The sequence below is a fragment of the Pseudomonas sp. FG29 genome (genome assembly GCF_057809355.1).
Genome location: NZ_JBMDJU010000008.1, coordinates 119,686 through 144,167, shown reverse-complemented (window position 1 = coordinate 144,167; position 24,482 = coordinate 119,686). Strand labels below are relative to the sequence as shown.

The 24,482-nt window shown below is 63.7% G+C and carries 21 protein-coding genes; 10 read left to right on the top strand and 11 right to left on the bottom strand.

From position 1 onward, the window contains the following. The first annotated feature begins 587 nt into the window (after positions 1–587). Complete coding sequence (locus ACODS1_RS11375; RefSeq protein ID WP_322978650.1) at positions 588–1,745, top strand: L-talarate/galactarate dehydratase; 1,158 nt, start codon at positions 588–590, stop codon at positions 1,743–1,745. 4 nt (positions 1,746–1,749) lie between these two features. Here the strand turns inward: ACODS1_RS11375 and ACODS1_RS11370 are convergent, their stop codons facing one another. From ACODS1_RS11370 to ACODS1_RS11345, 6 genes are all read right to left on the bottom strand, one after another. After that, on the bottom strand, positions 1,750–2,655 hold the full coding sequence (locus tag ACODS1_RS11370; protein WP_489085724.1) for a LysR family transcriptional regulator: 906 nt from the start codon (positions 2,653–2,655) through the stop codon (positions 1,750–1,752). A gap of 164 nt (positions 2,656–2,819) precedes the next feature. Continuing rightward, positions 2,820–4,340, bottom strand: a complete 1,521-nt coding sequence (locus ACODS1_RS11365; RefSeq protein WP_489085723.1) for a tripartite tricarboxylate transporter permease — start codon at positions 4,338–4,340, stop codon at positions 2,820–2,822. Positions 4,341–4,349: 9 nt separating this feature from the next. Then, positions 4,350–4,862, bottom strand: a complete 513-nt coding sequence (locus ACODS1_RS11360) for a tripartite tricarboxylate transporter TctB family protein (protein ID WP_489085722.1) — start codon at positions 4,860–4,862, stop codon at positions 4,350–4,352. 66 nt (positions 4,863–4,928) lie between these two features. Continuing rightward, the gene (locus tag ACODS1_RS11355) at positions 4,929–5,906 is read right to left on the bottom strand and encodes a tripartite tricarboxylate transporter substrate binding protein (protein ID WP_489085721.1); all 978 of its coding nucleotides are present in this window, start codon (positions 5,904–5,906) and stop codon (positions 4,929–4,931) included. A gap of 36 nt (positions 5,907–5,942) precedes the next feature. Beyond that, positions 5,943–7,337, bottom strand: coding sequence for an enolase C-terminal domain-like protein (locus tag ACODS1_RS11350; RefSeq protein WP_489085720.1), 1,395 nt, complete (start codon positions 7,335–7,337; stop codon positions 5,943–5,945). Positions 7,338–7,393: 56 nt separating this feature from the next. Continuing rightward, positions 7,394–7,558, bottom strand: coding sequence for a hypothetical protein (locus ACODS1_RS11345; RefSeq protein WP_489085719.1), 165 nt, complete (start codon positions 7,556–7,558; stop codon positions 7,394–7,396). A gap of 328 nt (positions 7,559–7,886) precedes the next feature. Here ACODS1_RS11345 and kdgD point away from each other — a divergent pair, with 328 nt between their 5' ends. The 8 genes from kdgD (at position 7,887) to ACODS1_RS11305 (ending at position 17,601) form a co-directional block, all read left to right on the top strand. Then, the gene (gene kdgD / locus ACODS1_RS11340) at positions 7,887–8,798 is read left to right on the top strand and encodes a 5-dehydro-4-deoxyglucarate dehydratase (RefSeq protein ID WP_489085718.1); all 912 of its coding nucleotides are present in this window, start codon (positions 7,887–7,889) and stop codon (positions 8,796–8,798) included. A 111-nt stretch (positions 8,799–8,909) separates the two neighbouring features. Next, complete coding sequence (gudD, locus tag ACODS1_RS11335; protein WP_489085717.1) at positions 8,910–10,259, top strand: glucarate dehydratase; 1,350 nt, start codon at positions 8,910–8,912, stop codon at positions 10,257–10,259. Positions 10,260–10,403: 144 nt separating this feature from the next. Then, a complete protein-coding gene (locus tag ACODS1_RS11330; protein WP_489085716.1) occupies positions 10,404–11,729 on the top strand; it encodes an MFS transporter in 1,326 nt (441 codons plus the stop codon). A 22-nt stretch (positions 11,730–11,751) separates the two neighbouring features. Continuing rightward, positions 11,752–13,308, top strand: a complete 1,557-nt coding sequence (garD, locus tag ACODS1_RS11325) for a galactarate dehydratase (protein WP_489085715.1) — start codon at positions 11,752–11,754, stop codon at positions 13,306–13,308. Between the two features lies 1 nt (position 13,309). Beyond that, the gene (locus tag ACODS1_RS11320) at positions 13,310–14,728 is read left to right on the top strand and encodes an FAD-binding oxidoreductase (protein ID WP_489085714.1); all 1,419 of its coding nucleotides are present in this window, start codon (positions 13,310–13,312) and stop codon (positions 14,726–14,728) included. Between the two features lie 26 nt (positions 14,729–14,754). Beyond that, entirely contained in the window at positions 14,755–15,696 is a 942-nt protein-coding gene (locus ACODS1_RS11315) for a 2-hydroxyacid dehydrogenase (RefSeq protein WP_489085713.1), read from the top strand. A 217-nt stretch (positions 15,697–15,913) separates the two neighbouring features. Further along, a complete protein-coding gene (locus tag ACODS1_RS11310) occupies positions 15,914–16,843 on the top strand; it encodes an ABC transporter ATP-binding protein (RefSeq protein WP_489085712.1) in 930 nt (309 codons plus the stop codon). Beyond that, a complete protein-coding gene (locus tag ACODS1_RS11305) occupies positions 16,840–17,601 on the top strand; it encodes an ABC transporter permease (RefSeq protein ID WP_322978636.1) in 762 nt (253 codons plus the stop codon). Before ACODS1_RS11310 ends, ACODS1_RS11305 begins: the two co-directional genes overlap by 4 nt. A 161-nt stretch (positions 17,602–17,762) precedes the next feature. Here ACODS1_RS11305 and ACODS1_RS11300 read toward each other — a convergent pair whose 3' ends face one another. Continuing rightward, positions 17,763–18,155 (bottom strand): protease inhibitor I42 family protein, encoded by a 393-nt coding sequence (locus ACODS1_RS11300; RefSeq protein ID WP_489085711.1) that lies wholly within the window; start codon positions 18,153–18,155, stop codon positions 17,763–17,765. 81 nt (positions 18,156–18,236) lie between these two features. After that, positions 18,237–20,633, bottom strand: a complete 2,397-nt coding sequence (gene lon / locus ACODS1_RS11295) for an endopeptidase La (protein ID WP_489085710.1) — start codon at positions 20,631–20,633, stop codon at positions 18,237–18,239. 272 nt (positions 20,634–20,905) lie between these two features. On the opposite strand from lon, the gene ACODS1_RS11290 reads away from it, so the two are divergent. Beyond that, on the top strand, positions 20,906–21,655 hold the full coding sequence (locus ACODS1_RS11290; protein ID WP_489085709.1) for a helix-turn-helix domain-containing protein: 750 nt from the start codon (positions 20,906–20,908) through the stop codon (positions 21,653–21,655). Between the two features lie 25 nt (positions 21,656–21,680). Here the strand turns inward: ACODS1_RS11290 and lpcA are convergent, their stop codons facing one another. From lpcA to ACODS1_RS11275, 3 genes are all read right to left on the bottom strand, one after another. Continuing rightward, entirely contained in the window at positions 21,681–22,268 is a 588-nt protein-coding gene (gene lpcA, locus ACODS1_RS11285; RefSeq protein WP_316913641.1) for a D-sedoheptulose 7-phosphate isomerase, read from the bottom strand. A gap of 14 nt (positions 22,269–22,282) precedes the next feature. Further along, a complete protein-coding gene (locus ACODS1_RS11280; protein WP_489085708.1) occupies positions 22,283–23,572 on the bottom strand; it encodes a M18 family aminopeptidase in 1,290 nt (429 codons plus the stop codon). A 177-nt stretch (positions 23,573–23,749) separates the two neighbouring features. Beyond that, positions 23,750–24,385, bottom strand: a complete 636-nt coding sequence (locus ACODS1_RS11275; protein ID WP_322978631.1) for an RluA family pseudouridine synthase — start codon at positions 24,383–24,385, stop codon at positions 23,750–23,752. Positions 24,386–24,482: the final 97 nt, after the last annotated feature.

Genomic DNA, 24,482 nt, shown 5'->3' with positions numbered 1-24,482 from the left:
ATTTACGCATTTGGTAAATGGGTTGAACCGGATATATAGAATTTAGAGAGCGAAAAGGGGGGGCAGATTTTTCTTTGGTGAGATGAGTCTGTCGTCCTTTGTTATTGTGAGCGATGTCTAAAAAACTGGTATTTCGCTAGTCTGACTTGCCTATCTTCGAGCCTCGCCGTACATTGTTCAATTTGGTGAGTCGAGCAGCTAATTGGTGTTTAGCTGGCCAGTCGGCCCGGTGTTCAGGCAATCCTTACTGGACGCTTTTCATAAAACGGTTTTTATCCGAACACAAAATATGCGAGTTGATCGGTACGAAAAATTGCGGGTAGTAATTTTTGCTACGAGGTAATGCTGGCCGGAGGCACCGGTCTGCTGTGGTCTTCACAACATCTCCAACAGGCTCGACATCTTTGATGTTCGTAGTAGGTAGTGCATCTTTGCTGATCAGGTGGACTGGTCGTCCCAATGCTCCGAGCCTCTCTTCATCCCTCAGAACGTCCTTGAATGATTGCGCAATCATCGTAGCCTGAATCGGGTTGCTCATTTTCGGCGGCCCCGTTGGGTCGTCGGTTGTCCATTCCGAGGAGGTTTGCATGAATGATCGATCCAACCCTGTCTGTGCCGATGACGACCGCATCGTCTGGCTGAGCCTGCGCTCGGTGGCGCTACCGCTGGCCAACCCGATCAGCGATGCCAAGGTGCTGACCGGCCGGCAGAAGCCGATGACCGAGATCGCCATCCTGATCGCCGAGATCGAGACCCGTGACGGTCATCGCGGTCTGGGTTTCAGCTATTCCAAGCGCGCTGGTGGCCCTGGGCAGTTCGCCCATGCCCTGGAGGTGGCGCCGAATCTGATCGGCGAGAACCCCAGTGATATCGCCAAGCTGTGGGACAAGCTGTGCTGGGCCGGCGCGTCGGTTGGGCGTAGCGGCCTGGCGACTCAGGCCATTGGCGCCTTCGACGTCGCCCTGTGGGATCTCAAGGCGCGTCGCAGTGGCCTGTCGCTGGCACGTCTGCTCGGTAGCCATCGTGATTCGGTGCGCTGCTACAACACCTCCGGCGGCTTTCTGCACACGCCGCTCGACCAACTGCTGAAGAACACCGATATCTCCCGCGAGAAGGGCATCGGCGGCATCAAGCTCAAGGTCGGCCAGCCCGACTGGGCGCTGGATATCCACCGCGTCAGCACCGTGCGTGAGCATCTGGGCGAGAGCTTCCCGCTGATGGTCGATGCCAACCAGCAGTGGGATCGTCCGACCGCACGACGCATGTGCCGTCGCCTGGAACCCTTCGATCTGATCTGGATCGAGGAACCGCTCGATTGCTACGACGCCGAAGGCCACGCCGAGCTGGTGCGTCAGTTCGATACGCCGATTGCCACCGGCGAGATGCTCACCAGCCCGGCGGAGCACTGGGAGTTCATTCGTCAGCGCGGCGCCGATTTCCTCATGCCCGATGCGCCGCGCGTTGGTGGTATCACGCCGTACCTGCGCGTGCAGACCCTGGCCGAGCAGGCCGGCATGACCCTGGCGCCGCACTTCGCCATGGAGCTGCACGTGCACCTGGCCGCCAGCCATACGCGCGAGCCCTGGGTCGAGCACTTCGAGTGGCTGGAGCCACTGTTCAACGAGCGCCTGGAGATTCGTGACGGGCGCATGCTGGTGCCGACTCGTCCGGGCCTGGGCTTGAGCCTGAGCGAGCAGGTGGCCGCCTGGACAGTGCAGCAGGCCGAGGTTGGCAAGCGCGCCTGAGTGGTCAGCTAGGCGGATAAATCTCGCGAGCGGCCTGGCGCACTGCATCGATCACTGCTGGCAATGCGGGGTTGTCGTTGTCGTCGCGCCAGACCAGATGCAGCTCGCCGCACACGCCTTGGGGCAGCGCGATATCGCGGAAGCGCACCTGCTCGAAGCGAATGGCGCTGGCGCTACGTGGCACCAGCGCCAGTCCCATGCCGGCGTTGACCAGCGACAGGATGGTCAGGGTCGAGCCCAGCGACTGAACGAACTCCGGCTGGATGCCGCTGGCGCGAAACAGGCCGGTATGCAGTTCGTTGAACGGCTGCCAGGCCGTATGCGCATAGAGAATGAAGGGCTGGCCATGGAGCATTTCCAGGGTCGGGCGTTCGTGTTGCGCCAGGGGATGATCGGCCGGGGCGGCCAGCACGAAGGGTTCGCGCAGCAGGCATTCGCTGACCAGGCCCGGTTGCTGCAACGGTGCCCGTACGATGGCCAGGTCGACGCGCCGGGCGCGCAATGCCTGCACCTGCTCGAAGGTACTCATTTCCTGCAGGGCGATATCCACGCCGGGGCGTTCGCGCTTGGCGGTGGTGATCGCCCGTGGCAGTACGTCGTACACCGCGCTGGCGACGAAGCTGATATTCAGCGAACCGCTTTCACCGATGGCAGCCAGACGGGCGCTTTGCGCGGCGCGATGGGCCTGGTCGAGCAGTGCTTGAGCTTCGACGAAGAAGGCGCGCCCGGCCGCCGTCAACGCGACCGAACGGGTGCTGCGGGTGAGCAGCGTCACGCCCAGTTGGTGTTCGAGCAGCTGGATCTGCCGGCTCAGCGGCGGCTGGGTCATGTTCAGGCGTTCGGCGGCGCGGCGGAAATTCAACTCTGCAGCCAGAGTGGTGAAGCAGCGCAGTTGGGCGAGGTCGAACATTGATTCAATCCAGGTATCAATCAAGTGATGGATTAGATTAGACCTGGATCAATGCAGACGTCCATTATCCGCTTCAAGCCGCTCTAGACATGGTTCTAGAGCGCTTGAGGGATAACGGGACGGAAAAGAAACCGCCCCCTGAGCAGAGGGGGCGGTGAGGTGGATCAGGTACGCAGGATCTCGTTGATGGCGCTGGGTTTGGGACGTAGCGCGCTGAACACCTGCCAGAGCACGAACGCCAGCGCCAGGCCAAGGAAGGTGCCGGCGATGGGGTTGGTGAAGAAGTCGGCGAAGTTGCCATCGGAGAGCATCAGACCACGGCGCAGGTTGGTTTCCGCCATCGGCCCGAGGATGAAGCCGATGATGAACGGCGCTGCCGGCATGCCCGCCTTGACGAAACCGTAGCCGAGCAGACCGAACAGCAGGATCGACCATACGTCGAACAGGCGGCTGGACAGGCCGAAGGCACCGACTACGCACAGCACCAGGATGATCGGCAGCAGGATGTGCTTGGGCACATCGAGCAGCTTGATGAACAGGCGCAGGCCGTAGAACTCCATGAACAGCATCATGAAGGTGGCGACGATCAGGGCGGCGAAGATGGTGTACACCAGCGGTCCCTGGCTGATGAACAGCAGCGGGCCGGGCTGGATGCCGTGGATCAGGAAGCCGCCGAGCATGATCGCGGTAACGGTGTCACCAGGGATGCCCAACGTCATCAGCGGCAACATGGCGCCCCCGATACCGGCGTTGTTGGCGGTCTCGCTGGCGACCACGCCACCGATGTTGCCCTTGCCGTAGGTGTGGCCGTCCTTCGCACGCTTCTTGGCGATGATGTAGGACACCAGGTTCGAGGTGCCTGCACCAATGCCCGGCAGGATACCGATGCCCAGGCCGATCAGGCCGGAGCGGCCAGCGTTGGGCAGTTGCTCGCGGAACTCCTTGAGCGAGAAGCCGAAGCCCTTGATGTTCTTCATGCTCACCGACTTGGCCTTGCCCTGCACGGCGTGACGGCCGGTTTCGGCGACCTTGATGATTTCGGCCACGGCGAACATGCCGATCATCACCGTGAGCATGGAGAAACCGCCGTTGAGCTCACTGAAATCGAAGGTGAAGCGGCGGATGGCTTCGACCGGGGCGATACCGACGGTGGACACGGCGATACCCAGCGCGCCGGCGAACAGCCCCTTGATCATGGAGCCGGCCGACAGGGTGGCGATCAGGGTCAGGGAGAATACGGCGATGGCGAAGTATTCATGCGGGCCGAAGCTCAGTGCCACCTTGGCCAACTGCGGGGCGATGAACATCAGCGCGACGATGCTGAAGATGGTGCCAAGGAAGGAGAACACGATACCGACGCCGAGCGCCTTCACGCCTTCGCCTTTTTCCATCATCGGGCCACCGTCAAAGACCGTGGCGATGGAGGAGGGTGTACCGGGTATTTTCAACAGGATCGCCGAGATCAGACCTCCGGAGGTGGCGCCGATGAACAGGGCCACCAACAGCGACAGGCCCGCGTGGGGGCCCATGGTGAAGGTCAGCGGCAGGCACAGGGCCACGGCCATGGTGGCGGACAAGCCGGGCACCGCGCCGAAGACGATACCCACGGCTACGCCAATGGCCATCAGCAGCATGATATGGACAGAGAAGACGGCACCGAAGCCTTGCTGCAGTAATTCGAGCATGGTCGATCCTCAGAGGAAGTTGTTCAGCAGGCCAGCGGGCAGCAACAGGTCGAAGGCCTCGCGGAACAGCAGGAAGATGACGGCCGAGCTGATCACGGCGATCAGGGCGTAGGTCAGGTGACGGACTTTCTGGTTCACCGGCGTCAGCACGATGAACTGCAGGTATAGGTACAGCGCGGTCATGATCGGGAAGCCAATCGGGCCGAGCAGGGCCATGTAGGCGAGGATCAGAACCAGGGTCTTGATGACCGTCTTGGGTTCGACGATTTCAGGTGCTGCTGCTTCGCCGTCTTCCTCCGCTTGTTGGGCGGACGTTTCGGTGCTCTGCACTGCCTTGCTGGCAAAGGCGCTGAACAGTTGCATCACGCCCAGCAACAGCAGCAGGCCGGAAAGCAGGACGGGAACGGTCGCGGCGTCTACGCCCTGGTGTCCGGGCAGTTGGTAGCTCATCAGCATGTAGCCGATGCTGGCGGCCAGCATGGCGACGCCGATGATCAGTTCTTTCTTGTTCAGGGTGCTCATCACATGCCTCGATGTTCTGAGGTGCACTGCCGACCCGCATCAGGCGGGGCGGCAGCACTTTGGGGCTTACTTGGCCTTGCGCAGATCATCCTTGAACTGCATGAAGTCATTGCGGGTCTTGGCCAGGATGGCCTTGGCATCTTCGGTGGCGTAGAAGGCGACCGGCTGCTTGAACTTCTTCAGATCCTCGGCGTACTCCGGCACTTCGGTGATCTGCTTCATCAGGTCAGACATCTTCTTGACGATGGCCGGGTCGGTACCTTTTGGGAAGGCGACCACGTACGGCTTGTCCATGGTGATATCCAGGCCCTGTTCCTTGAGGGTCGGTACGTCGCCGATCATCGGGTTACGCTCGGCGTTAGGCTGGCCCAACGCGACCATCTGCCCGCCCTGAACATAGTCCTGCACCGACCCGTAAGTGATGGCGCCCATGCCCAGACGGCCGCCGAGCATGCCGACCACGCGATCCGATACGGTGCCGCCATCGACCATCTTCAGCTTGATACCGGCCAGTTTCTCCAGCATCAGGCCCTGCAGGTGGGAGAAGCTGCCCATCTCGGTGCCATAGGTGACGCTGCCCGGATTGGCCTTGGACTTGTCGATCAGCTCTTGCATGTTGTTGACGCCAGCCTGCTTGGAGGCGACGAACACGGTGCTTTTATCGACACCGGCGATGCAGGCGACATCGAAGGTTTCATAGCTGTCCTGGGTCAGCCCGGCGACTTCGTTGACGATCAACTGGCCTGGGTGGGTAAAGAGGATGGTGTTGCCATCCGGTGCTGCGCCCTTGACCTGTTCGGCCGCCAGGGTGCCGCCACCGCCAGCGACGTTGGTCACCACCATGGTCTTGCCGGTGATCTGGTTGAAGTACTTGGCCATCATGCGGGCGTTGAAGTCGGTGTCGCCGCCGGGGTTGGCGATGACCACCACCTGGATCGGACGAGTCGGCCATTTGACCTCATCGGCGAAGGTAGCCGCGTGGCTGACCAGGGCACCGATGCCGACGACGGCAGAGAGGAGGGAGGCGCGGAATGTTTTTTTCATTGGAATGCTCCGGGTGGGGGATTGAGGTCGCGTGAGTCAGTCACGACCGAGGCTGGGACGTTTCGGGTCGTATTGCCAACCCGGAACCAGGTACTGCATGGCCATGGCGTCGTCGCGCGCGCCGTTGGCCACCTTCTTGTAAAGCGCGTGGGCGGCCATGATCCGCTCCATGTCCGGCTCGATACCCAGGCCTGGCTTGTCCGATACCTGCACCTGGCCACCGATGATCTGCAGCGGCTCGCGGGTCAGGCGCTCCTCGCCTTCCTGCCAGATCCAATGGGTATCGATGGCGGTGACACGGCCCGGTACGGCTGCGGCAGCATGGGTGAACATGGCCAGGGAAATGTCGAAGTGGTTATTCGAATGCGAGCCCCAGGTCAGGCCGAACTCTTCACAGACCTGGCCGAGGCGCACGGCGCCCTGCATGGTCCAGAAGTGCGGGTCGGCCAGAGGGATGTCGACGGCTTCCAGGCGCAGCGAGTGGCCCATCTGCCGCCAGTCGGTGGCGACCATGTTGGTGGCAGTGGGAATGCCGGTGGCGCGCTTGAACTCGGCCATCACCTCGCGGCCCGAGTAGCCGTTTTCCGGGCCGCAGGGGTCTTCGGCGTAGGCCAACACATGACCTTGGCCCTGGCACAGGGCGATGGCCTCGTCCAGCGACCAGGCGCCATTGGGGTCGAGGGTGACGCGGGCGTCAGGGAAGCGCGCCTTGATCGCGCGGATCGCGTCCATCTCCTCGGTGCCGCGCATCACACCGCCCTTGAGCTTGAAGTCGTTGAAGCCGTAGCGCGCATGCGCCGCTTCGGCCAGGCGGGCGATGGCCTCCGGTGTCATTGCGGCCTGATGGCGCAGGTGGTACCAGTCGTCCGCCGAGCCTTTGCCGGCCAGGTAGGGCAGGTCGGTACGCTGACGGTCACCGATATAGAAGAGGTAGGCGAGCATCGGCACCTGATCACGCTGCTGGCCGCTGCCAAGCAGTTCGCAGGCAGGTACGCCCAGGTGCTGGCCGAGCAGGTCGAGCAGCGCGGCTTCGACTGCGGTGATCACGTTGTCCAGGCGCAGGTTGATCTCGTGCGGCTGCTTGAGTACGCGTGCTTCGGATTCCGAGGTGACCTGATGCTGAGTGGTCTGCGGCCCCTTGGCCGGGCCGGCGATGGTTTGGCGCAGGCTATTGAGAATGCGGTTGTAGCGGCCGATCTGTTGGCCAATCACCTTTTCGCGGCAGCGCTCCAGCGCCTGACGGATCCCTTCACCGCCCGGCACTTCGCCGCAACCGGTGTTGCCGGCATTGTCCTTGAGCAATACCAGGTTGCGGGTGAAATAGGGGGCATGGGCGCCACACAGATTGAGCAGCATGCTGTCATGCCCGGCGACCGGAATGACCTGCATTTCGACGATCTGCGGCGTGCTATGGCGGGAGGCTTCGTACATCTTGGCTGGGGCTCCAAAACTGGCGCGGCCCTTGGCCGCAATGGCGAAGGGGCGGTTCAGTCGTGCGCCGGGATCAGCAGACGATCCTCGCTGCTGCACATGAAGGCGTGGGCAAAAACGGCAACGAAGCCTGCGCAGGACGCGCTGGTCAGTCGGCTGCTGGCATCGCGGTGAGGAGCCGCGCGATGGCAGGGCAGGGTGGCAGTGAAGGTCGGTGACATGACCTGGGCCTCGCTTGTTTTTATTGGAATGTCATAGGTTGTCGTATGACTTGGCGAAATTAGTACCAGCCCGATCCGAGGCTGTCAACGCTGTTTGACTCGACGATGATTGCGCTGCCATTCATTCGGCGGCTGTGGTAGAAGCTGCTCTGCATATGGCTTTCCCCTGAAAACACTGGGACGCACGCAGAGCGTTGGGATTAAGCGGAAGGCTTCGACGAACGGCGAATGCAAAAACTGGTGTTTTTTTTGTTGTTGTACGATAACGTATCTCTACAGCTGCGGCTGACGCCATTTCTCACAACTCGCTTTACAGGGTGTTCGCATAATGAATCCACAAGAACTGAAGTCCATCCTCTCCTCTGGTCTGCTGTCTTTCCCGGTGACCGACTTCGATGCCGCTGGTGATTTCAACCCGGCTGGCTATGTACGCCGCCTCGAGTGGCTGGCGCCGTACGGTGCGTCCGCCCTGTTCGCTGCCGGCGGTACTGGCGAGTTTTTCTCCCTGGCGCCGAACGAATACAGCGCTGTGATCAAGACCGCCGTGGACACCTGCGAGAAGTCCGTACCGATCCTGGCTGGCGTTGGCGGCCCGACCCGCGTTGCCATCGAGATGGCGCAGGAAGCCGAGCGCCTGGGCGCCAAGGGGCTGCTGCTGCTGCCGCACTACCTGACCGAAGCCTCGCAGGACGGCGTTGCCGCCCACGTCGAGCAGGTGTGCAAGTCGGTGAAGATCGGCGTGGTGGTCTACAACCGTAACGTCTGCCGCCTCAACGCCAACCTGCTGGAGCAGGTCGCCGAGCGTTGCCCGAACCTGATCGGCTACAAGGACGGCCTGGGTGACATCGAGCTGATGGTGTCGATCCGTCGTCGCCTGGGCGAGCGCCTGACTTACCTCGGCGGCCTGCCGACCGCTGAAGTCTACGCAGCGGCCTACAAGGCCCTGGGTGTGCCGGTGTATTCCTCGGCTGTGTTCAACTTCATTCCGAAAACCGCCATGGCGTTCTACAAGGCCATCGCAGCGGATGATCACGCCACCGTCGGCAAGCTGATCGACGATTTCTTCCTGCCGTACCTGGACATTCGTAACCGCAAGGCCGGCTATGCCGTGAGCATCGTCAAGGCCGGTGCCAAGATCGTCGGTTACGATGCCGGCCCGGTACGTGCGCCGCTGACCGATCTGCTGCCGGAAGAGTACGAAGCCCTGGCCAAGCTGGTCGAAGCGCAAGGCGCGCAGTAACACCGCAGGTGGCCGCTCGCTTCGGTGAGCGGCCCAGTCGCGCGCCGGCAGGCCCGGCGCGACGATGTTGAACCATTGTCGAACCCGCACAAGAACAACAGGGTAACGCTCATGACTTCACAGATTCCTGCCGCTGTCGGCACTCCGCTGATCACCGAGCTGCAAGTCGTACCGGTCGCCGGTCAGGACAGCATGCTGCTCAATCTGAGCGGTGCCCACGGTCCTTACTTCACCCGCAACATCCTCATTCTCAAGGACAGCGCCGGCCATGTCGGTGTCGGCGAAGTCCCCGGCGGCGAGGGCATCCGCAAGACCCTCGACGACGCCCGCTCGATCCTCGTCGGCCAGCCGGTCGGCAACTACAACGCGCTGCTCAACCAGGTACGTCGTGCCTTCGCTGATCGTGATTCCGGCGGCCGTGGTCTGCAGACCTTCGATCTGCGCATCACCATTCATGCCGTTACCGCGCTGGAGTCGGCGCTGCTCGACCTGCTCGGTCAGCACCTCGGTGTGCCAGTGGCGGCCCTGCTTGGCGAAGGCCAGCAGCGCGATGCGGTGGAAATGCTCGGCTATCTGTTCTTCGTCGGAGACAAGGACAAGACCGATCTCGGCTACCGCGATGAGCGCGATGCCGATGACACCTGGGAGCGCGTGCGCAACCAGACCGCAATGACCCCGGAAACCATCGTCCGCCAGGCCGAGGCCGCGCACGCGCGCTATGGCTTCAACGACTTCAAGCTCAAGGGCGGTGTGCTGCATGGCGAGGCCGAGGTCGAGGCCATTCGTGCCCTGGCCGTGCGCTTCCCCAATGCCCGTGTGACGCTTGACCCCAATGGCGGCTGGTCGCTGGATCAGGCCATCGCCCTGTGCCGCGACCTGCATGGCGTGCTGGCCTATGCCGAAGACCCGTGCGGCGCCGAGAACGGCTACAGCGGTCGTGAGGTGATGGCCGAGTTCCGTCGCGCCACCGGCCTGCCCACCGCGACCAACATGATCGCCACCGACTGGCGGCAGATGGGCCACACCATCTCCCTGCAATCGGTGGACATTCCGCTGGCCGACCCGCACTTCTGGACCATGGCCGGTTCAGTGCGCGTGGCGCAGATGTGCAACGACTGGGGCCTGACCTGGGGTTCGCACTCCAACAACCACTTCGACATCTCCCTGGCCATGTTCACCCACGTCGCCGCTGCTGCGCCGGGGCGAGTCACCGCCATCGATACCCACTGGATCTGGCAGGACGGCCAGTACCTGACGCGCAACCCGCTGCGTATCGAGGGTGGCCTGGTGCAGGTGCCGAAGACGCCGGGCCTCGGCGTCGAGCTGGATTGGGATGCATTGGCCAAGGCGCACGAGCTGTATCAGGCCAAAGGTCTGGGTTCGCGTGACGACGCAGTGGCCATGCAGTACCTGATCCCCGGCTGGACTTTCAATAACAAGAAGCCCTGCCTGGTGCGTTGAGCCAAGCCCGCAGTCCTGTAGGGTGGGCTTTAGCCCACCGTGACTACAATCGGTGGGCTGAAGCGGAGCGCCGCCCGGCCCGCCCTACGGGTGTCCTGCTCACCTACGGGCTTAGCCTTTCCTGTTGTCTCACGAGCCTTGCCGATGCCAGATGCCAAACCGGGTCGTGTGCGCTACAGCATCTTGCTGATGCTGTTTCTGGTCACCACCATCACCTTTGCCGATCGCTCCAGTCTGTCGGTCGCCGGCTCGGCGATGCAGGCTGGCCTGGGCATCGACGCGGTGACGCTTGGCTATATCTTCTCGGCCTTTGGCTGGGCTTATGTGATCGGGCAGATACCGGGTGGCTGGCTGTTCGACCGCTTCGGCACCAAGCCGGTGTATACCCTGGCGCTGTTCATCTGGTCGGTGCTGACCCTGCTGCAAGGCTTCGTCGGCTGGCTGCCGACAACCTGGGCGGTAACCTCGATGTTTCTGCTGCGGCTGCTGGTGGGCTTTGCCAGCGCGCCGTGCTTTCCCGGTAATGCGCGGATCACCGCTTCCTGGTTTCCCACTGCCGAGCGCGCCACCGCCACGGCCATTTCCAGTTCGGCGCAGTATGCCGCCACCGCGCTGTTCGCACCCTTGATGGGTTGGGTGGTGCAAACCCTGGGGTGGCAATCGGTATTTATCGTGCTCGGTTGCCTGGGGCTGGCGCTGTCGTTCGTCTGGCTCAAACAGCTGCATGGCCCGCGTCAGCATCCACGTATTGGTGCAGCCGAGCTGGCCCATCTGGAGCAGGGCGGGGCGCTGATCGATCTGGAAGGGCTGCGCGGCGGTAGCGGCGGCTTGCAGTGGCGCTACCTGGGCCTGCTGCTGCGCCAGCGCACCATGATCGGCATCTACCTTGGCCAGTATTGCAACAACGCCATTACCTACTTCTTTCTCACCTGGTTTCCCGTGTACCTGGTGCAGGCGCGCGGCATGAGCATTCTCGGCGCCGGTTTCGCCGCCGCCTTGCCGGCCATCAGCGGTTGCGTCGGTGGCGTGCTCGGCGGGCTGCTGTCCGACGGCATGCTGCGTCGCGGTCATTCGCTGACCCTGGCGCGCAAGCTGCCGATGGTGTTCGGCCTGCTGCTGTCGAGCGCGGTGGTGCTATGCATTTTCGTCGACAGCGACGCCGCCGTGGTGGCGCTGATGGCCCTGGCCTTCTTCGGCAAGGGCCTCGGGTCGCTGGGCTGGACGCTGGTGGCCGACACCTCGCCCCGGCAGATACTTGGCTTGTCCGGCGGGCTGTTCAACACCTTCGGCAATCTGGCGGCCGTCACCACGCCGATCATCATCGGTTACCTGGTCAGCCATAGCGGTTCTTTCGATGGGGCATTGGTCTATGTCGGCCTCAATGCCCTGCTGGCGGTCGTCAGTTTCGGCCTGATCGTCGGCCGTATTCACAGGGTCGAGCTGGACGCCACGTCCGGCTCGGCATCCTGAACGCACAACAGGAGCAAGCGTCATGCAGTTGATTCCCCATCAGGATTCGCCCCGTTACATCCGCCTGCACCCGACCGACAACGTCGGCGTGGTGGTCAATGACCAGGGCGTTGCCGCAGGCGGCCAGTTTGACGATGGCCTGACGGCTATCGAGGGCATCCCGCAGAGCCACAAGGTGGCGCTGGTGAATATCGCCGAAGGTGGCGAGGTGGTGCGTTATGGCGAGGTCATCGGCTATGCGCTCAAATCCATCGCCGCCGGCAGTTGGGTCACCGAGCAGGTGTTGCGCATGCCCGAGCCGCCGGTGTTGGACAACCTGCCCAAGGCGACCCTCAAGACCGCACCTGGCGAGCCGCTGGAAGGCTATACCTTCGAGGGCTTCCGCAACCCGGACGGCAGCGTCGGCACTCGTAACATCCTCGGTGTGACCACCACGGTGCAGTGCGTGGTCGGCGTGCTCGATCACGTGGTCGAGCGCGTGCGCAAGGAAGTCCTGCCCAAGTACCCCAACGTTGACGACGTGGTGGGGCTATCGCACAGCTACGGCTGCGGCGTGGCGATCAACGCACCGGACGCGGTGGTGCCGATCCGCACCCTGTACAACATCAGCCGCAACCCCAACTTCGGTGGCCAGGCGCTGGTGATCAGCCTCGGCTGCGAGAAGCTGCAGGCCAACCAGTTGATGGATGGCGACCAGCTCACCAATGGCATGGACGAGGAAGACTGGCTGTTCCGCCTGCAGGATTCCGGCACCGGCTTCACCGGCATGGTCGAGCAGATCATGGGCATGATCGAGGAGCGTCTGAAGGTGCTCGATCAGCGTCGCCGCGAGACCGTACCGGCTGCCGAGCTGGTGGTCGGCATGCAGTGCGGCGGCAGCGATGCCTTCTCCGGCATCACCGCCAACCCGGCGCTCGGCGTGGCCGCCGACCTGCTGGTGCGCGCCGGCGCCACCGTGATGTTCTCCGAGAACACCGAAGTGCGTGACGGCATCCACTTGCTGACTCCGCGCGCCGCCAGTGTCGAGGTGGCCGATGCGCTGATCCGCGAGATGGACTGGTACGACCGCTACCTGCAGCGCGGCATGGCCGACCGCAGTGCCAACACCACGCCGGGCAACAAGAAGGGCGGGCTGAACAACATCGTCGAGAAAGCCATGGGCTCCATTGCCAAGTCCGGCAACAGCCCGATTGCCGGCGTGGTCGCGCCGGGCGAGCGCATTCGTGGCAAGGGCTTGTGGTTCTGCGCCACGCCTGCCAGCGACTTCATCTGCGGCACCCTGCAACTGGCGGCGGGTATGAACCTGCACATCTTCACCACCGGTCGCGGCACGCCCTATGGCCTGTCCATGGTGCCGGTGATCAAGGTGGCCACGCGTACCCAGCTGGCTGAGCGCTGGCCGGATCTGATCGACGTCGACGCCGGGCAGATCGTCTCCGGGCGCATGACGCTGGAGCAAATGGGCTGGCATATCTTCCAGCTCTACCTGGACGTGGCCAGCGGTCGCAAGCAGACCTGCGCCGAGCACCTGCGCCTGCACAACGACCTGGTGCTGTTCAACCCGGCGCCGGTGACCTGAGATGCGCAGCCTGCCCGATGATCTGCTTGAGGCGTTGAGCGAGGCGGTCGGCGAGGCTGGCCTGATCACTGACGCCGAGCGCATGCAGAGCTACCTGAGTGACTGGCGCGGTGCCTACCGTGGCCGGGCGGCTGCCGTGCTGCGCCCGGCTTCGACCGAGGAAGTTGCCGCCGTGGTGCGTTTGTGCGCGCAGGCCGGCGTCGCCCTGGTGCCACAAGGCGGCAATACCGGCCTGTGCGGCGGCTCGATTCCGGACGACTCTGGAGCGCAGGTCGTTCTGTCGCTGACGCGCATGAAGCGCATCCGCGCAGTGGACGTGGGCAATGAAACCATCACCGTCGAAGCGGGAGTGATCCTGCAGCAGTTGCAGGAGGCCGCTGCCGAGGTCGGCCGGCTGTTCCCGCTGTCGCTGGGCGCCGAGGGTAGCTGCACGGTCGGCGGCAACCTGGCGACCAATGCTGGCGGTACCGCGGTGCTGCGCTACGGCAATATGCGCGACCTGGCCCTGGGGCTGGAAGTGGTGCTGCCCGACGGGCGCATCTGGGACGGCCTGCGCGGGTTACGCAAGGACAATACCGGCTACGATCTCAAACATCTGTTCATCGGCAGCGAGGGCACCCTGGGCATCATCACCGCCGCCGTCCTCAAGTTGTTCCCCGCGGTGCGTAGCCTGACCACTGCCTGGGTGGCGCTGCCCAGCTCGCAAGCGGCCGTCGAGCTGATCGGGCAGATGCGTGGTTTGTGTGGCGACCGCCTGACCGGCTTCGAGCTGATGTCGCGGCAAAGCGTCGAGTTCGTCCTGCGCCATGTCACCGGTGTCAGTGATCCGTTCGCCGAGACGCATCCCTGGTATGTGCTGATCGAGCTGAGCGACACCCAGCCCAACGCGTCCTTGAACGAGTTGCTGGAAGAGGGCCTCGGCGCTGCCTTCGAGCAGGGCGTGGCGCTGGATGCCGTGGTCGCTGCCAGCGATGCGCAGGTGCGCGCCTTGTGGGCGCTGCGCGAAGGCATCTCGGAGGCGCAGAATCACGAGGGGCCAAGCCTCAAGCACGACATCAGCGTGCCGGTTAGCCGTATTCCCGACTTCATCGCGCGTACCGATCAGGCGTTGCAGCAGATGTTTCCCGGTGTGCGCATCGTGGCCTACGGGCACGTGGGCGACGGCAACCTGCACTACAACATCAGCAAGCCAGTCGAAGCCGAGGATGCCGCATTCAAGGCGCAGGCCGAGGCGATCATGCGGGTGATCTACGATCAGACCCTGCGTTATGCCGGTAGCATCAGTGCCGAACATGGCCTGGGCCAGTCCAAGCGCCTGGCCGCGCAGCACTACAAGGCGCCGCTGGAGCTGGAGTTGATGGCTCGCGTCAAGCAGGCGCTGGATCCGGCCGGGCTGATGAACCCGGGCAAATTGCTGTAAATGGCACAACCTAAACAGGAGGCCTCATGAGCAAACCCAAGGTGCTGCAGATCGGCCCGCTGAGCGAGCGTTTCAACCGCGAGCTGGCGGAGGAATACGAGGTCAGCGCGCTGTGGCAGCAGGCCGAGCCGCTGGCGTTCCTGCGTGAGCAGGGCGAGCAGTTCATCTACATGGTGTCCTCGGCCCGTTTTGGCTGCACGGCTGACCAGCTCGCGCTGCTGCCGAATCTGCGTGCGATCTGCAGTTTCGGCGTGGGCTACGACCCCTATCCGCTGGAGCTGCTGCGTGATCGCGGCATCGTCCTCAGCACCACGCCGGACGTGCTCAACGACTGTGTCGCCGACCTGGCCATGGGCCTGATGATCGACAGCGCGCGGCGCCTGTCCGAGGCCGATCGCTTCGTGCGCAGCGGCGCCTGGAACAGCCCCACGGGCTTCCCGCTGGCGCGTCGGGTCAGCGGTAAGCGCCTGGGCATCGTCGGCCTCGGCCGTATCGGCGAGGCAGTGGCCTTGCGCGCCTCGGGTTTCTCCATGCCGGTGCGTTACCACAACCGCCGTGCGGTCGAGGGCAGCCCTTACCAGCATGAGCCGGATCTGCTGGCGCTGGCGCGCTGGGCGGATTTTCTGGTGCTGACCTGTCCGGGCGGCAAGGCCACCCATCACCTGATCAACGCCGAGGTACTCGAAGCGCTGGGCCCGGATGGCTTTCTGATCAACGTCGCGCGCGGTTCGGTGGTCGATGAGGCCGCGCTGATCACGGCGTTGCAGCACAAGGTGATTGGCGGCGCCGGGCTGGACGTCTACGAACGCGAGCCCCTGGTGCCGGCGGCATTGCGCGAGCTGGACAACGTGGTGCTGCTGCCACATGTCGGCAGCGGTAGTGTCGAGACGCGCCAGCAGATGGCCGATCTGGTGCTGGATAACCTGCGCGCCTTCATCGCCACCGGCAGGTTGCTGACTCCATTGTAGAGCGGGTGCAACCCGCCGCTTCAGTTGGCCCCCCCCCCTCTACGGCATACGCCGGGCTGCGCCTGCCGCCTGGCCTATCGTTGCCCCGTCACAAGCGGTGCAATCGTTCCTTCCCTCCCAGCAGCACCCCGGCGCACCACAAGTGCGCCGTTTTTTCTCCAGGCGCTGGCAAGCCCTGTAAACTGTGGCGTTTTCCGCAGGCAAGGGGCCATCCACCGTGCAGTCGGTCATTTCCATCCAGCAACTGAACAAGATCTATGCGTCTGGGCATCCGGCGCTGCAAGGCATCGATCTGGAGATTCGCCAGGGCGAGATCTTCGCCTTGCTCGGCCCCAACGGCGCCGGCAAGACCACCCTGATCAGCATCATCTGCGGCATCGTCAATCCGGGCGAGGGCAAGGTGCTGGTCGGCGGCAAGGACATCGTCCGTGACTACCGCGCGGCTCGCTCGCAGATCGGCCTGGTGCCGCAGGAACTGGTCAGTGACGTGTTCGAAACCGTCTGGGCGACGGTCAAGTTCAGCCGCGGTCTGTTCGGCAAGAAGCCCGACCCGGCCTACCTGGAGCAGCTGCTCAAGGATCTGTCGCTATGGGACAAACGCAACGCCAAGATCATGGAACTGTCCGGCGGCATGAAGCGCCGGGTGATGATCGCCAAGGCGCTTTCCCACGAGCCACAGATTCTTTTTCTCGACGAGCCCACCGCTGGCGTCGACGTGGAACTGCGCCGCGACATGTGGAACATGGTGCGGCGTCTGCGCGAGCGCGGCGTGACCATCATCCTCACCACCCACTACATCGAAGAGGCCGAGGAAATGGCCGACCGCATCGGGGTGATCAGCAAGGGCCGGATCATTCTGGTGGAAGACAAGCAGGTGCTGATGCACAAGCTGGGCAAGAAGCAGCTCACCCTGCAGTTGCAGCAGCCATTGTCCTGCGTACCGGCGGAACTGGCGCGCTATGGCCTGGAGCTGGCCGATCAGGGCCATGCCCTGGTGTTCACCTTCGATGCCCAGCACGAGAACACAGGTATCGCCGAATTGCTGCGTGACCTGGCTCAGCACGGCATCGACTTCAAGGATCTGCAGTCGAGCCAGAGTTCGCTGGAGGAAATCTTCGTGTCCCTGCTCAAGGAGTCGCGCGCATGAACCTGTATGCCATCAAGGCCATCTACCTGTTCGAGCTGGCACGCACCTGGCGTACCCTGCTGCAGAGCATCGCCACGCCGGTGATCAGCACCTCGCTGTACTTCGTGGTGTTCGGCTCGGCCATCGGTGCGAGCATGACTCAGGTGCACGGCGTGAGCTACGGCGCCTTCATCATTCCCGGCCTGATCATGCTGGCGCTGCTGACCGAGAGTATTTCCAACGCCTCGTTCGGCATCTACATGCCCAAGTACTCGGGGAGCATCTACGAGATTCTTTCGGCACCGGTCTCGTACCTGGAGATTCTGATTGGTTATGTCGGCGCGGCGGCCACCAAGTCGGTGATCCTCGGCATCATCATCCTGCTCACCGCCAGGCTGTTCGTCGATTTCGAGATTCAGCATCCGCTGTGGATGGCGGCATTCCTGGTGCTGACGGCGCTGACCTTCAGCCTGTTCGGCTTCATCATCGGCGTCTGGGCCGATGGCTGGGAGAAGCTGCAGATCGTCCCGGCGCTGATCGTCACGCCGCTGACCTTCCTCGGCGGTGCGTTCTATTCCATCAGCATGCTGCCGCCGGCCTGGCAGACGGTGACCCTGTTCAATCCGGTGGTGTACCTGATCAGCGCCTTCCGTTGGAGCTTCTACGGCGTGTCCGACGTCAACGTCGGCGTCAGCCTGGCCATGGTGCTGGGTTTTCTGGCGCTGTGCATCGCGCTGGTGGGCTGGATCTTCAAGACCGGTTACCGGCTCAAGAGCTGAGCCGAGAAACGAGGGAAATCCTCAGCCCGTAGGGCGGGTGAAACCCGCCATGAATAGATGGCGGGTTGCACCCGCCCTACGGGAAGCGCCTTGGCGGCGACTGATTTCGAGCTGTCGCGGCTAAAGCCCCTCCCACAGAAGCTCTACCGTGTTCGGCTTGCTCACTTCACCCGCAGTTCACACTCGAAGGTTTCTGCCGGCGGCACATTCGGCTCCCAGGGTTGCTGATAGGTCAGCAGTAGGCGACCTTCGCCAGGCTCGCGCGCGGTGAAACGCCAGGTGGACATGCCGCCAGCACCGACCAGCCCGGCATCCTCCGGATTGCTGTAGACCTCGGGGCCGAGGCTGCGCAGAACCTTCTCCGCGCCATCGCGGATTTCCCAGCGAAAACCGGTGGTGGGATTGCTCGGTAGGCTGAGGATCAGTTGTTGACCCTTGTCCAGCGTCAGCGGGCATTGCCGCTGCTTGCTCAACTCCAGCGTGCCGGACTGGTGGGCGCAGGCGCTGAGCAGGGCCAGGGTGGGCAGGGTGAGCAGGCGCAAGGTGGCGTGCATGACGAACTCCAGTCGACGAAACCTGGCCCCAGCATAGCCGCACCGGGGTGCGGCATGCGAGCCGTGTGGTGCGCGGGGTGGTCAGTCGAATAACACCTTGGCCACGTCGCTGTAGCGTTTGGCGAAGTGCACGGTAATGCCCTCCTTGAGGTAGTCCGGCAGTTCCTCGTAGCTGCCGCGATTGGCCTCCGGCAGGATCAACTCATGGATCTTCTGCCGGCGCGCCGCGATCACCTTCTCGCGCACGCCGCCGATGGGCAGCACCTGGCCGGTGAGGGTCAGCTCGCCGGTCATGGCCACGCCTTTCTTCGGCGCCTGGTTGCGCGCGAGCGAAAGTAGGGCGCTGGCCATGGTGATGCCGGCGCTGGGGCCGTCCTTGGGCGTGGCGCCTTCCGGTACGTGCAGGTGGACGAAGGCCTGGTCGAAGAAGGTCGGGTCGCCACCGAACTGCTTGAGGTGCGAGCTGACGTAGCTGTAGGCGATCTCCGCCGACTCCTTCATCACCTCGCCGAGCTGGCCAGTAAGCTTGAAGCCGCGATTGAGCGTGTGGATACGCGTCGCCTCGATCGGCAAGGTCGCACCGCCCATGCTGGTCCAGGCCAGGCCGGTGATCACCCCGGTGCCGGCCAGCACCCGCTCGTTGCGGAACACCGGCATGCCGAGGGCGTCTTCCAGATCCTTGGCGCCGATGCGGATTTTCGCCTCGGGATCGTCCAGCAACTTCACCACTGACTTGCGCACCAGCTTGCCGAGCTGTTTCTCCAGCTGGCGCACGCCGGCCTCGCGGGCATAGCCTTCGATCACCGCGCGCAGCGCTGCATCGCTGATGGACAGGCGCGTCTTCGGCACGCCGGCTTTTTCCAACTGCTTGGGCCATAGGTGGCGTTTGGCGATGGCCAGTTTTTCCTCGGTGATGTAGCCGGACAGGCGGATCACTTCCATGCGGTCGAGCAGTGGCCCGGGGATGGAGTCGAGGGTGTTGGCGGTGCAGACGAACAGCACCTTGGACAGATCCAGGCGCAGATCCAGGTAGTGGTCGAGGAACTCGACGTTCTGCTCCGGATCGAGGGTCTCCAGTAGCGCCGAGGCAGGGTCGCCCTGGTAGCTGGTGCCCATCTTGTCGATCTCGTCGAGCATGATCACTGGGTTCATCACCTCGGCTTCCTTCAGCGCCTGCACCAGCTTGCCGGGCATGGCGCCGATGTAGGTACGGCGGTGGCCCTTGATCTCTGCCTCGTCACGCATGCCGCCCACCGAGAAGCGGTAGAACGGCCGGCCGAGGGATTCGGCGATGGACTTGCCGATGCTGGTCTTGCCCACGCCGGGCGGGCCCACCAGCAGCACGATGGAGCCGGCAATCTCGCCCTTGAAGGCGCCGACGGCCAGGAACTCGGTGATGCGCTCCTTGATGTCGTCCATGCCGGCGTGGTGCTTGTCCAGCACCTTGCGTGCGCGGCCGAGGTCGAGTTTGTCCTCGCCGTGTATGCCCCAGGGCAGGGCGGTGGCCCAGTCCAGATAATTGCGCGTGACGGCGTACTCCGGCGAGCCGGCTTCGAGGATCGACAGCTTGTTCAGTTCCTCGTCGATGCGCTTCTGTGCGGGCGCCGGCAGGGTCTTGCCTTCCAGGCGGGCGAGGAATTCTTCGCGGTCGGCGCTCTTGTCGTCCTTGCTGATGCCCAGCTCCTGCTGGATCAGCTTGAGCTGCTCTTTGAGGAAGAACTCGCGCTGACGTTCGCCGATCTGCTTGTTCACCTCGGCGGACAGTTCCTTCTGCAGGCGACCGACCTCGACCTCCTTGCGCAGCAGTGGCAGCACCTTTTCCATGCGTTTGAGCATGGGCACGGTGTCGAGCACTTCCTGCAACTCCTGGCCAGAGGCGGTGGTCAGGGCGGCGGCGAAGTCGGTGAGCGGCGACGGGTCGTTGGGGCTGAAGCGGTTCAGGTAGTTCTTCAGCTCTTCGCTGTACAGCGGGTTGAGTGGCAGCAGCTCCTTGATCGCGTTGATCAGCGCCATGCCGTAGGCCTTGACCTCATCACGCGGGTCGTTCGGCGCCTGGGGGTATTCGACTTCGGCCAGGTACGGGCCACGGCGGCTGAGCCAGCCCCGGATGCGCACGCGGGTCAGGCCCTGGGCGACGAACTGCAGCTTGCCGCCTTCCTCGCTGACGTGGTGCACGCGCACCAGGGTGCCGTGCTCGGGCAGGCTGGCCAGATCGAACTCGCCGTGTTCGTCCGGCGGGGTGTCGACGAAAAACACCGCCATGCACTTGTGTTCGGTATTGCCAACACGCGTCAGTGTGCGTCCCCAAGGCTGCTGGTTGACGATCACGGGCAGTACCTGAGCGGGGAAAAACGGACGGTTGTGGATGGGGATGATGTAGAGCTTGTCCGGCAACTGCTGCGCGGGCAGTACCAGGCCGGTGCTATCGGCCTGGACGTGAACTTCGACAGCTTCGGGGGTGTTGTCCTGATCGTTCATGGAGCACCTGTGCGTGTACGTTAGCTGCTACATGGGGCGAGGCGCGGAGGTTTTCAACGCCTGCCAATGGTTTCCTGGCGCTATGGCGGCACCTGGCGGACAGGCTGGATCGGATCGCTGCTCGGCCGAATGACTCGTCACTCGTGGGGTATTCAGGCCGGCTTAAGGGGCTTGGTTGCTAAAGGTGCAACCTTTGGCGACGACGGGTTGCGGCGCTTTCTCCGAAAAAACGGTAAAGTGCAACCCTCGTTCCGCGTCGTGGATCCTGACCGATGCTGCAAGCCCGAGTGATTCGCCTGGACGAACAGGCTCATAACCATGCCCATGATCATCATCAACTGGTGATGTCGCTGGTCGGCCGTGCCGAATTCGAGGTGGGCGGTCGCGGTGGCGAGGTCTGCCGTATGCGTGCTTGCCTGGTGCCGGGCGATGCTGCGCACCAGTTCGCCGGCATGGGCGACAACCGCATGCTGATCCTCGATCTTGATGAGCAGGATACGCCCGGCGAAGACCTGGAACTGCTCCAGCGCCTCTTCGAGAAGCCCTGTTACCCGGCTCTGGATGCGGATTTTCAGAATTTGCTGAGTTATGCCGGCGCCGAGCTGGAGCGTTATGGCGGCGACTCCATTCTGGCGCGTTCGATTGGCGGCGTGTTGCTGCGGGCCCTGCACCTGCGTCTGTTCGGTGAGCAGCGCCGGCCGCCACAGACTGCGCTGGATCTGCAGCGTCTCGATGGCTATATCGGCGAGCACCTGGCGCGGCGCATCAGTGTCGCCGAACTGGCCCAGGTGGCGTGCCTCAGCCCCAGCCATTTCCATGCGCAGTTCAAGGACAGCGTCGGCCTGACGCCTCATCAGTACCTGCTCAAGACCCGCCTCGACCGCGCCGCGCGCCTGCTGCGCGAGAGCAAGCTGCCGCTGGTGCGGATTGCCGAGGAGTGCGGCTTTTCCAGTCAGAGCGCCCTGACCACGGCGATGCGCCGCTATCTGGGGCTGACGCCGAAGCGCCTGCGCGCTGCGTAGGGCGGGTGCAACCCGCCGTTGGCACTCAAGCGTAGTTCTGCGGGCTCAGTTTGCGCTCGATCAGCTCGATGAGGATGTGCAGGGTCTTGATGTGCAGTTCCTGCACGCGGTCGGCGAAGTCGCCGCCCGGGGCACAGATGCACACATCGGCCAGGCTTTCCAGCAGTGAGCCGGGCTTGCCGGTCAGGGCGATCACCTTCACGCCCAGCGTCTTGGCGGCTTCAGCAGCCTTGACCACGTTGGGGCTCTTGCCGCTGGTGCTGATGGCGATCAACACGTCACCTGCGCGGCCGTGGGACTCGATGTAGCGCGAGAAGATGAAGTCGTAACCGAAATCGTTGGCCACGCAGCTGATATGGCTGGGGTCGCTGATCGACACTGCGGCGATGCCGGGACGGTTCTTGCGGTAGCGCCCGGTCAGTTCCTCGGCGAAGTGCATGGCGTCGCACATCGAGCCGCCATTGCCGCAGGAAAAGGCCTTGCCCTTGTGCTCGAAGCTCTCGACCAGCAGTTCGGCGGCCTTCTGGATATTGCCCAGGGTCTGTTCGTTGGCGAGGAAGGCCTCCAGCGCGCGCTGGGCTTCCTGCAGGCTGTTGCGGATGTGTTCGATCATCGCGGGGCTCGCTCTCAGGGCAGTTCAGGGCTGGAGTAAAACGCGGTCAGCACTTTCACCAGGTGATCCAGGTCATGGCTGCCAGCCAGTTCGCGGATCGAGTGCATGGCGAAAGTGGGCAGGCCGATGTCGACCGTGCGCACGCCTAGCTGGCTGGCGGTGATCGGACCGATGGTGGAGCCACAGCCCATGTCGCTGCGCACCACGAAGCTCTGCACCGGCACTTCGTTTTCCAGGCACAGGTGACGGAAGAAGCCTGCGGTTTCGCTGTTGGTGGCGTAGCGCTGGTTGCTGTTGATCTTGATCACCGGGCCGGCGTTGAGCTTGGGCCCGTGGTTGCCGTCGTGCTTGTCGGCATAGTTGGGGTGCACGCCGTGGGCGTTGTCGGCCGATACCAGCAGCGAGCGCTGGATGGCGCGGACGAAGGCATCGCCTTCCGGCAGCACGCGGCGCAGCACCTGCTCAAGGAAGGGGCCGTCGGCGCCGCAGGCGGAGCAGGAGCCCACTTCTTCGTGGTCGGTGCAGACCAGCACGCAGGTTTCCTCGTCATCCGAGTCGATCAGCGCCTGCAGGCCGGCGTAGCACGACAGCAGGTTGTCCAGGCGCGCGCTGGCGATGAAGTCCTGATTGAGGCCGACGATGGCGGCGCTCTGGGTGTCATAGAAGCTCAGCTCGTAGTCCAGCACCGCGTCCGGGTTGAAGTCGTGCTCCATGGCCAGTTGCTCGGCGAGCAGGGCACGGAAGTCGGCGGTTTCACTGCTGGCAAGTTGGGCGAGGATCGGCGGTAACTCGTTCTGCGGGTTGATCGCCCAGCCCTGATTGGCCTCGCGGTTGAGGTGGATGGCCAGGCTGGGGATCACGGCGATGGGCTGGTAGAAGTCGATCAACTGGCTCTCGACCTTGCCGTCGCGGCGGTAGGTCACACGGCCGGCCAGCGACAGGTCACGGTCGAACCAGGGGGCGAGCAGAGCGCCGCCATAGACTTCCACGCCGAGCTGGAAAAAGCCCTGACGTTGCAGTTCGGGGCTCGGCTTGACGCGCAGGCAGGGGCTATCGGTGTGTGCGCCGACCAGGCGAATGCCGCCCTCGACGGCCGGGCGCTTGCCCAGTTTGAAGGCGATGATCGAGGAGTCGTTGCGGGTCACGTAGTAGCGACCGCCGGCCTCGGTGTGCCAGGGCGCGCGTTCGTCTAGATGGCGGTAACCCGCAGCTTCCAAGCGCATGGCCAGGCTGGAGGTGGCATGGAAGGGGGTCGGCGAGGCGTTGAGAAAATCGAGCAGGCCTTGGATCAGTTCTTCGCGCATAGGGACTCCGGGCAACGATGGCGCGAGTGTAACCAATTTGCATCGCCCTGTGCCGGCTGCGCACTCGTTTGGGGCGATAGTTTCAGGCTATCCGTTAGGCGCTGGCGGGGTATTGGGCGATGGTCGTTGTGGTCAGGGCGGTGGATGAAAAAGCGTCATCCACCCTACGGCGGGTGATCAAAACGGTGCCGGGCATTCGAAGCGCATACGCTCGCCGCTTTGTGGGTGGGTGAGGGCGAGCATGCTGGCGTGCAGGCACAGGCGCTCATGGGCGGCGAGGGCCTGCTCGTGGGCGTAGAGGCGATCGCCCAGCAGCGGATGGCCGATGGACAGCATGTGCACGCGCAACTGGTGCGAACGGCCGGTAATGGGCGTCAGCTCCACTCGGCACCAGTCACCGCAGCGCTCGATGATGCGCCAGTGCGTCAGGGCGTGTTTGCCCAGTTCGTGATCGACCACGTGACGCGGCTTGGTCGGCGGGTCGTAGCGCAGCGGCAGGTCGATGCTGCCGCTATCGGCCTGTGGCTGGCCCCAGCACAGCGCGGTGTAGGCCTTCTCGGTCTCGCGGTCGTGGAACTGGCGCGACAGCTCGCGGTGGCTGTCCGCATCGCGGGCCAGGACGATGATGCCCGAGGTTTCCCAGTCCAGTCGATGCACGATGCGCGCTTCGGGGTAGCCGTTTTCCTGCAGGCGGGTGACCAGGCAATCCTTGTTGTCATCGGCGCGGCCAGGTACCGACAGCAGCAGGGTGGGCTTGTTGATCACCAGCAGTGCGGCGTCCTGGTGGAGAATTTCGATCTGGCTTAGCGGCATGGTGTTTCGCAACGGTCTGGTAGGCGCGAGCTCTGCTCGCGAAAGAATGCAGGCTTCCGGTATTCGCGAGCAGAGCTCGCTCCTACAGGGGATCAGT

Bases quoted from the DNA above. Each gene is read 5' to 3' on its own strand.
- ACODS1_RS11375 (WP_322978650.1), top strand. From the start codon at position 588: ATGAATGATCGATCCAACCCTGTCTGTGCCGATGACGACCGCATCGTC.
- ACODS1_RS11370 (WP_489085724.1), bottom strand. From the start codon at position 2,655: ATGTTCGACCTCGCCCAACTGCGCTGCTTCACCACTCTGGCTGCAGAG.
- ACODS1_RS11365 (WP_489085723.1), bottom strand. From the start codon at position 4,340: ATGCTCGAATTACTGCAGCAAGGCTTCGGTGCCGTCTTCTCTGTCCAT.
- ACODS1_RS11360 (WP_489085722.1), bottom strand. From the start codon at position 4,862: ATGAGCACCCTGAACAAGAAAGAACTGATCATCGGCGTCGCCATGCTG.
- ACODS1_RS11355 (WP_489085721.1), bottom strand. From the start codon at position 5,906: ATGAAAAAAACATTCCGCGCCTCCCTCCTCTCTGCCGTCGTCGGCATC.
- ACODS1_RS11350 (WP_489085720.1), bottom strand. From the start codon at position 7,337: ATGTACGAAGCCTCCCGCCATAGCACGCCGCAGATCGTCGAAATGCAG.
- ACODS1_RS11345 (WP_489085719.1), bottom strand. From the start codon at position 7,558: ATGTCACCGACCTTCACTGCCACCCTGCCCTGCCATCGCGCGGCTCCT.
- kdgD (WP_489085718.1), top strand. From the start codon at position 7,887: ATGAATCCACAAGAACTGAAGTCCATCCTCTCCTCTGGTCTGCTGTCT.
- gudD (WP_489085717.1), top strand. From the start codon at position 8,910: ATGACTTCACAGATTCCTGCCGCTGTCGGCACTCCGCTGATCACCGAG.
- ACODS1_RS11330 (WP_489085716.1), top strand. From the start codon at position 10,404: ATGCCAGATGCCAAACCGGGTCGTGTGCGCTACAGCATCTTGCTGATG.
- garD (WP_489085715.1), top strand. From the start codon at position 11,752: ATGCAGTTGATTCCCCATCAGGATTCGCCCCGTTACATCCGCCTGCAC.
- ACODS1_RS11320 (WP_489085714.1), top strand. From the start codon at position 13,310: ATGCGCAGCCTGCCCGATGATCTGCTTGAGGCGTTGAGCGAGGCGGTC.
- ACODS1_RS11315 (WP_489085713.1), top strand. From the start codon at position 14,755: ATGAGCAAACCCAAGGTGCTGCAGATCGGCCCGCTGAGCGAGCGTTTC.
- ACODS1_RS11305 (WP_322978636.1), top strand. From the start codon at position 16,840: ATGAACCTGTATGCCATCAAGGCCATCTACCTGTTCGAGCTGGCACGC.
- ACODS1_RS11300 (WP_489085711.1), bottom strand. From the start codon at position 18,155: ATGCACGCCACCTTGCGCCTGCTCACCCTGCCCACCCTGGCCCTGCTC.
- lon (WP_489085710.1), bottom strand. From the start codon at position 20,633: ATGAACGATCAGGACAACACCCCCGAAGCTGTCGAAGTTCACGTCCAG.
- ACODS1_RS11290 (WP_489085709.1), top strand. From the start codon at position 20,906: ATGCTGCAAGCCCGAGTGATTCGCCTGGACGAACAGGCTCATAACCAT.
- lpcA (WP_316913641.1), bottom strand. From the start codon at position 22,268: ATGATCGAACACATCCGCAACAGCCTGCAGGAAGCCCAGCGCGCGCTG.
- ACODS1_RS11280 (WP_489085708.1), bottom strand. From the start codon at position 23,572: ATGCGCGAAGAACTGATCCAAGGCCTGCTCGATTTTCTCAACGCCTCG.
- ACODS1_RS11275 (WP_322978631.1), bottom strand. From the start codon at position 24,385: ATGCCGCTAAGCCAGATCGAAATTCTCCACCAGGACGCCGCACTGCTG.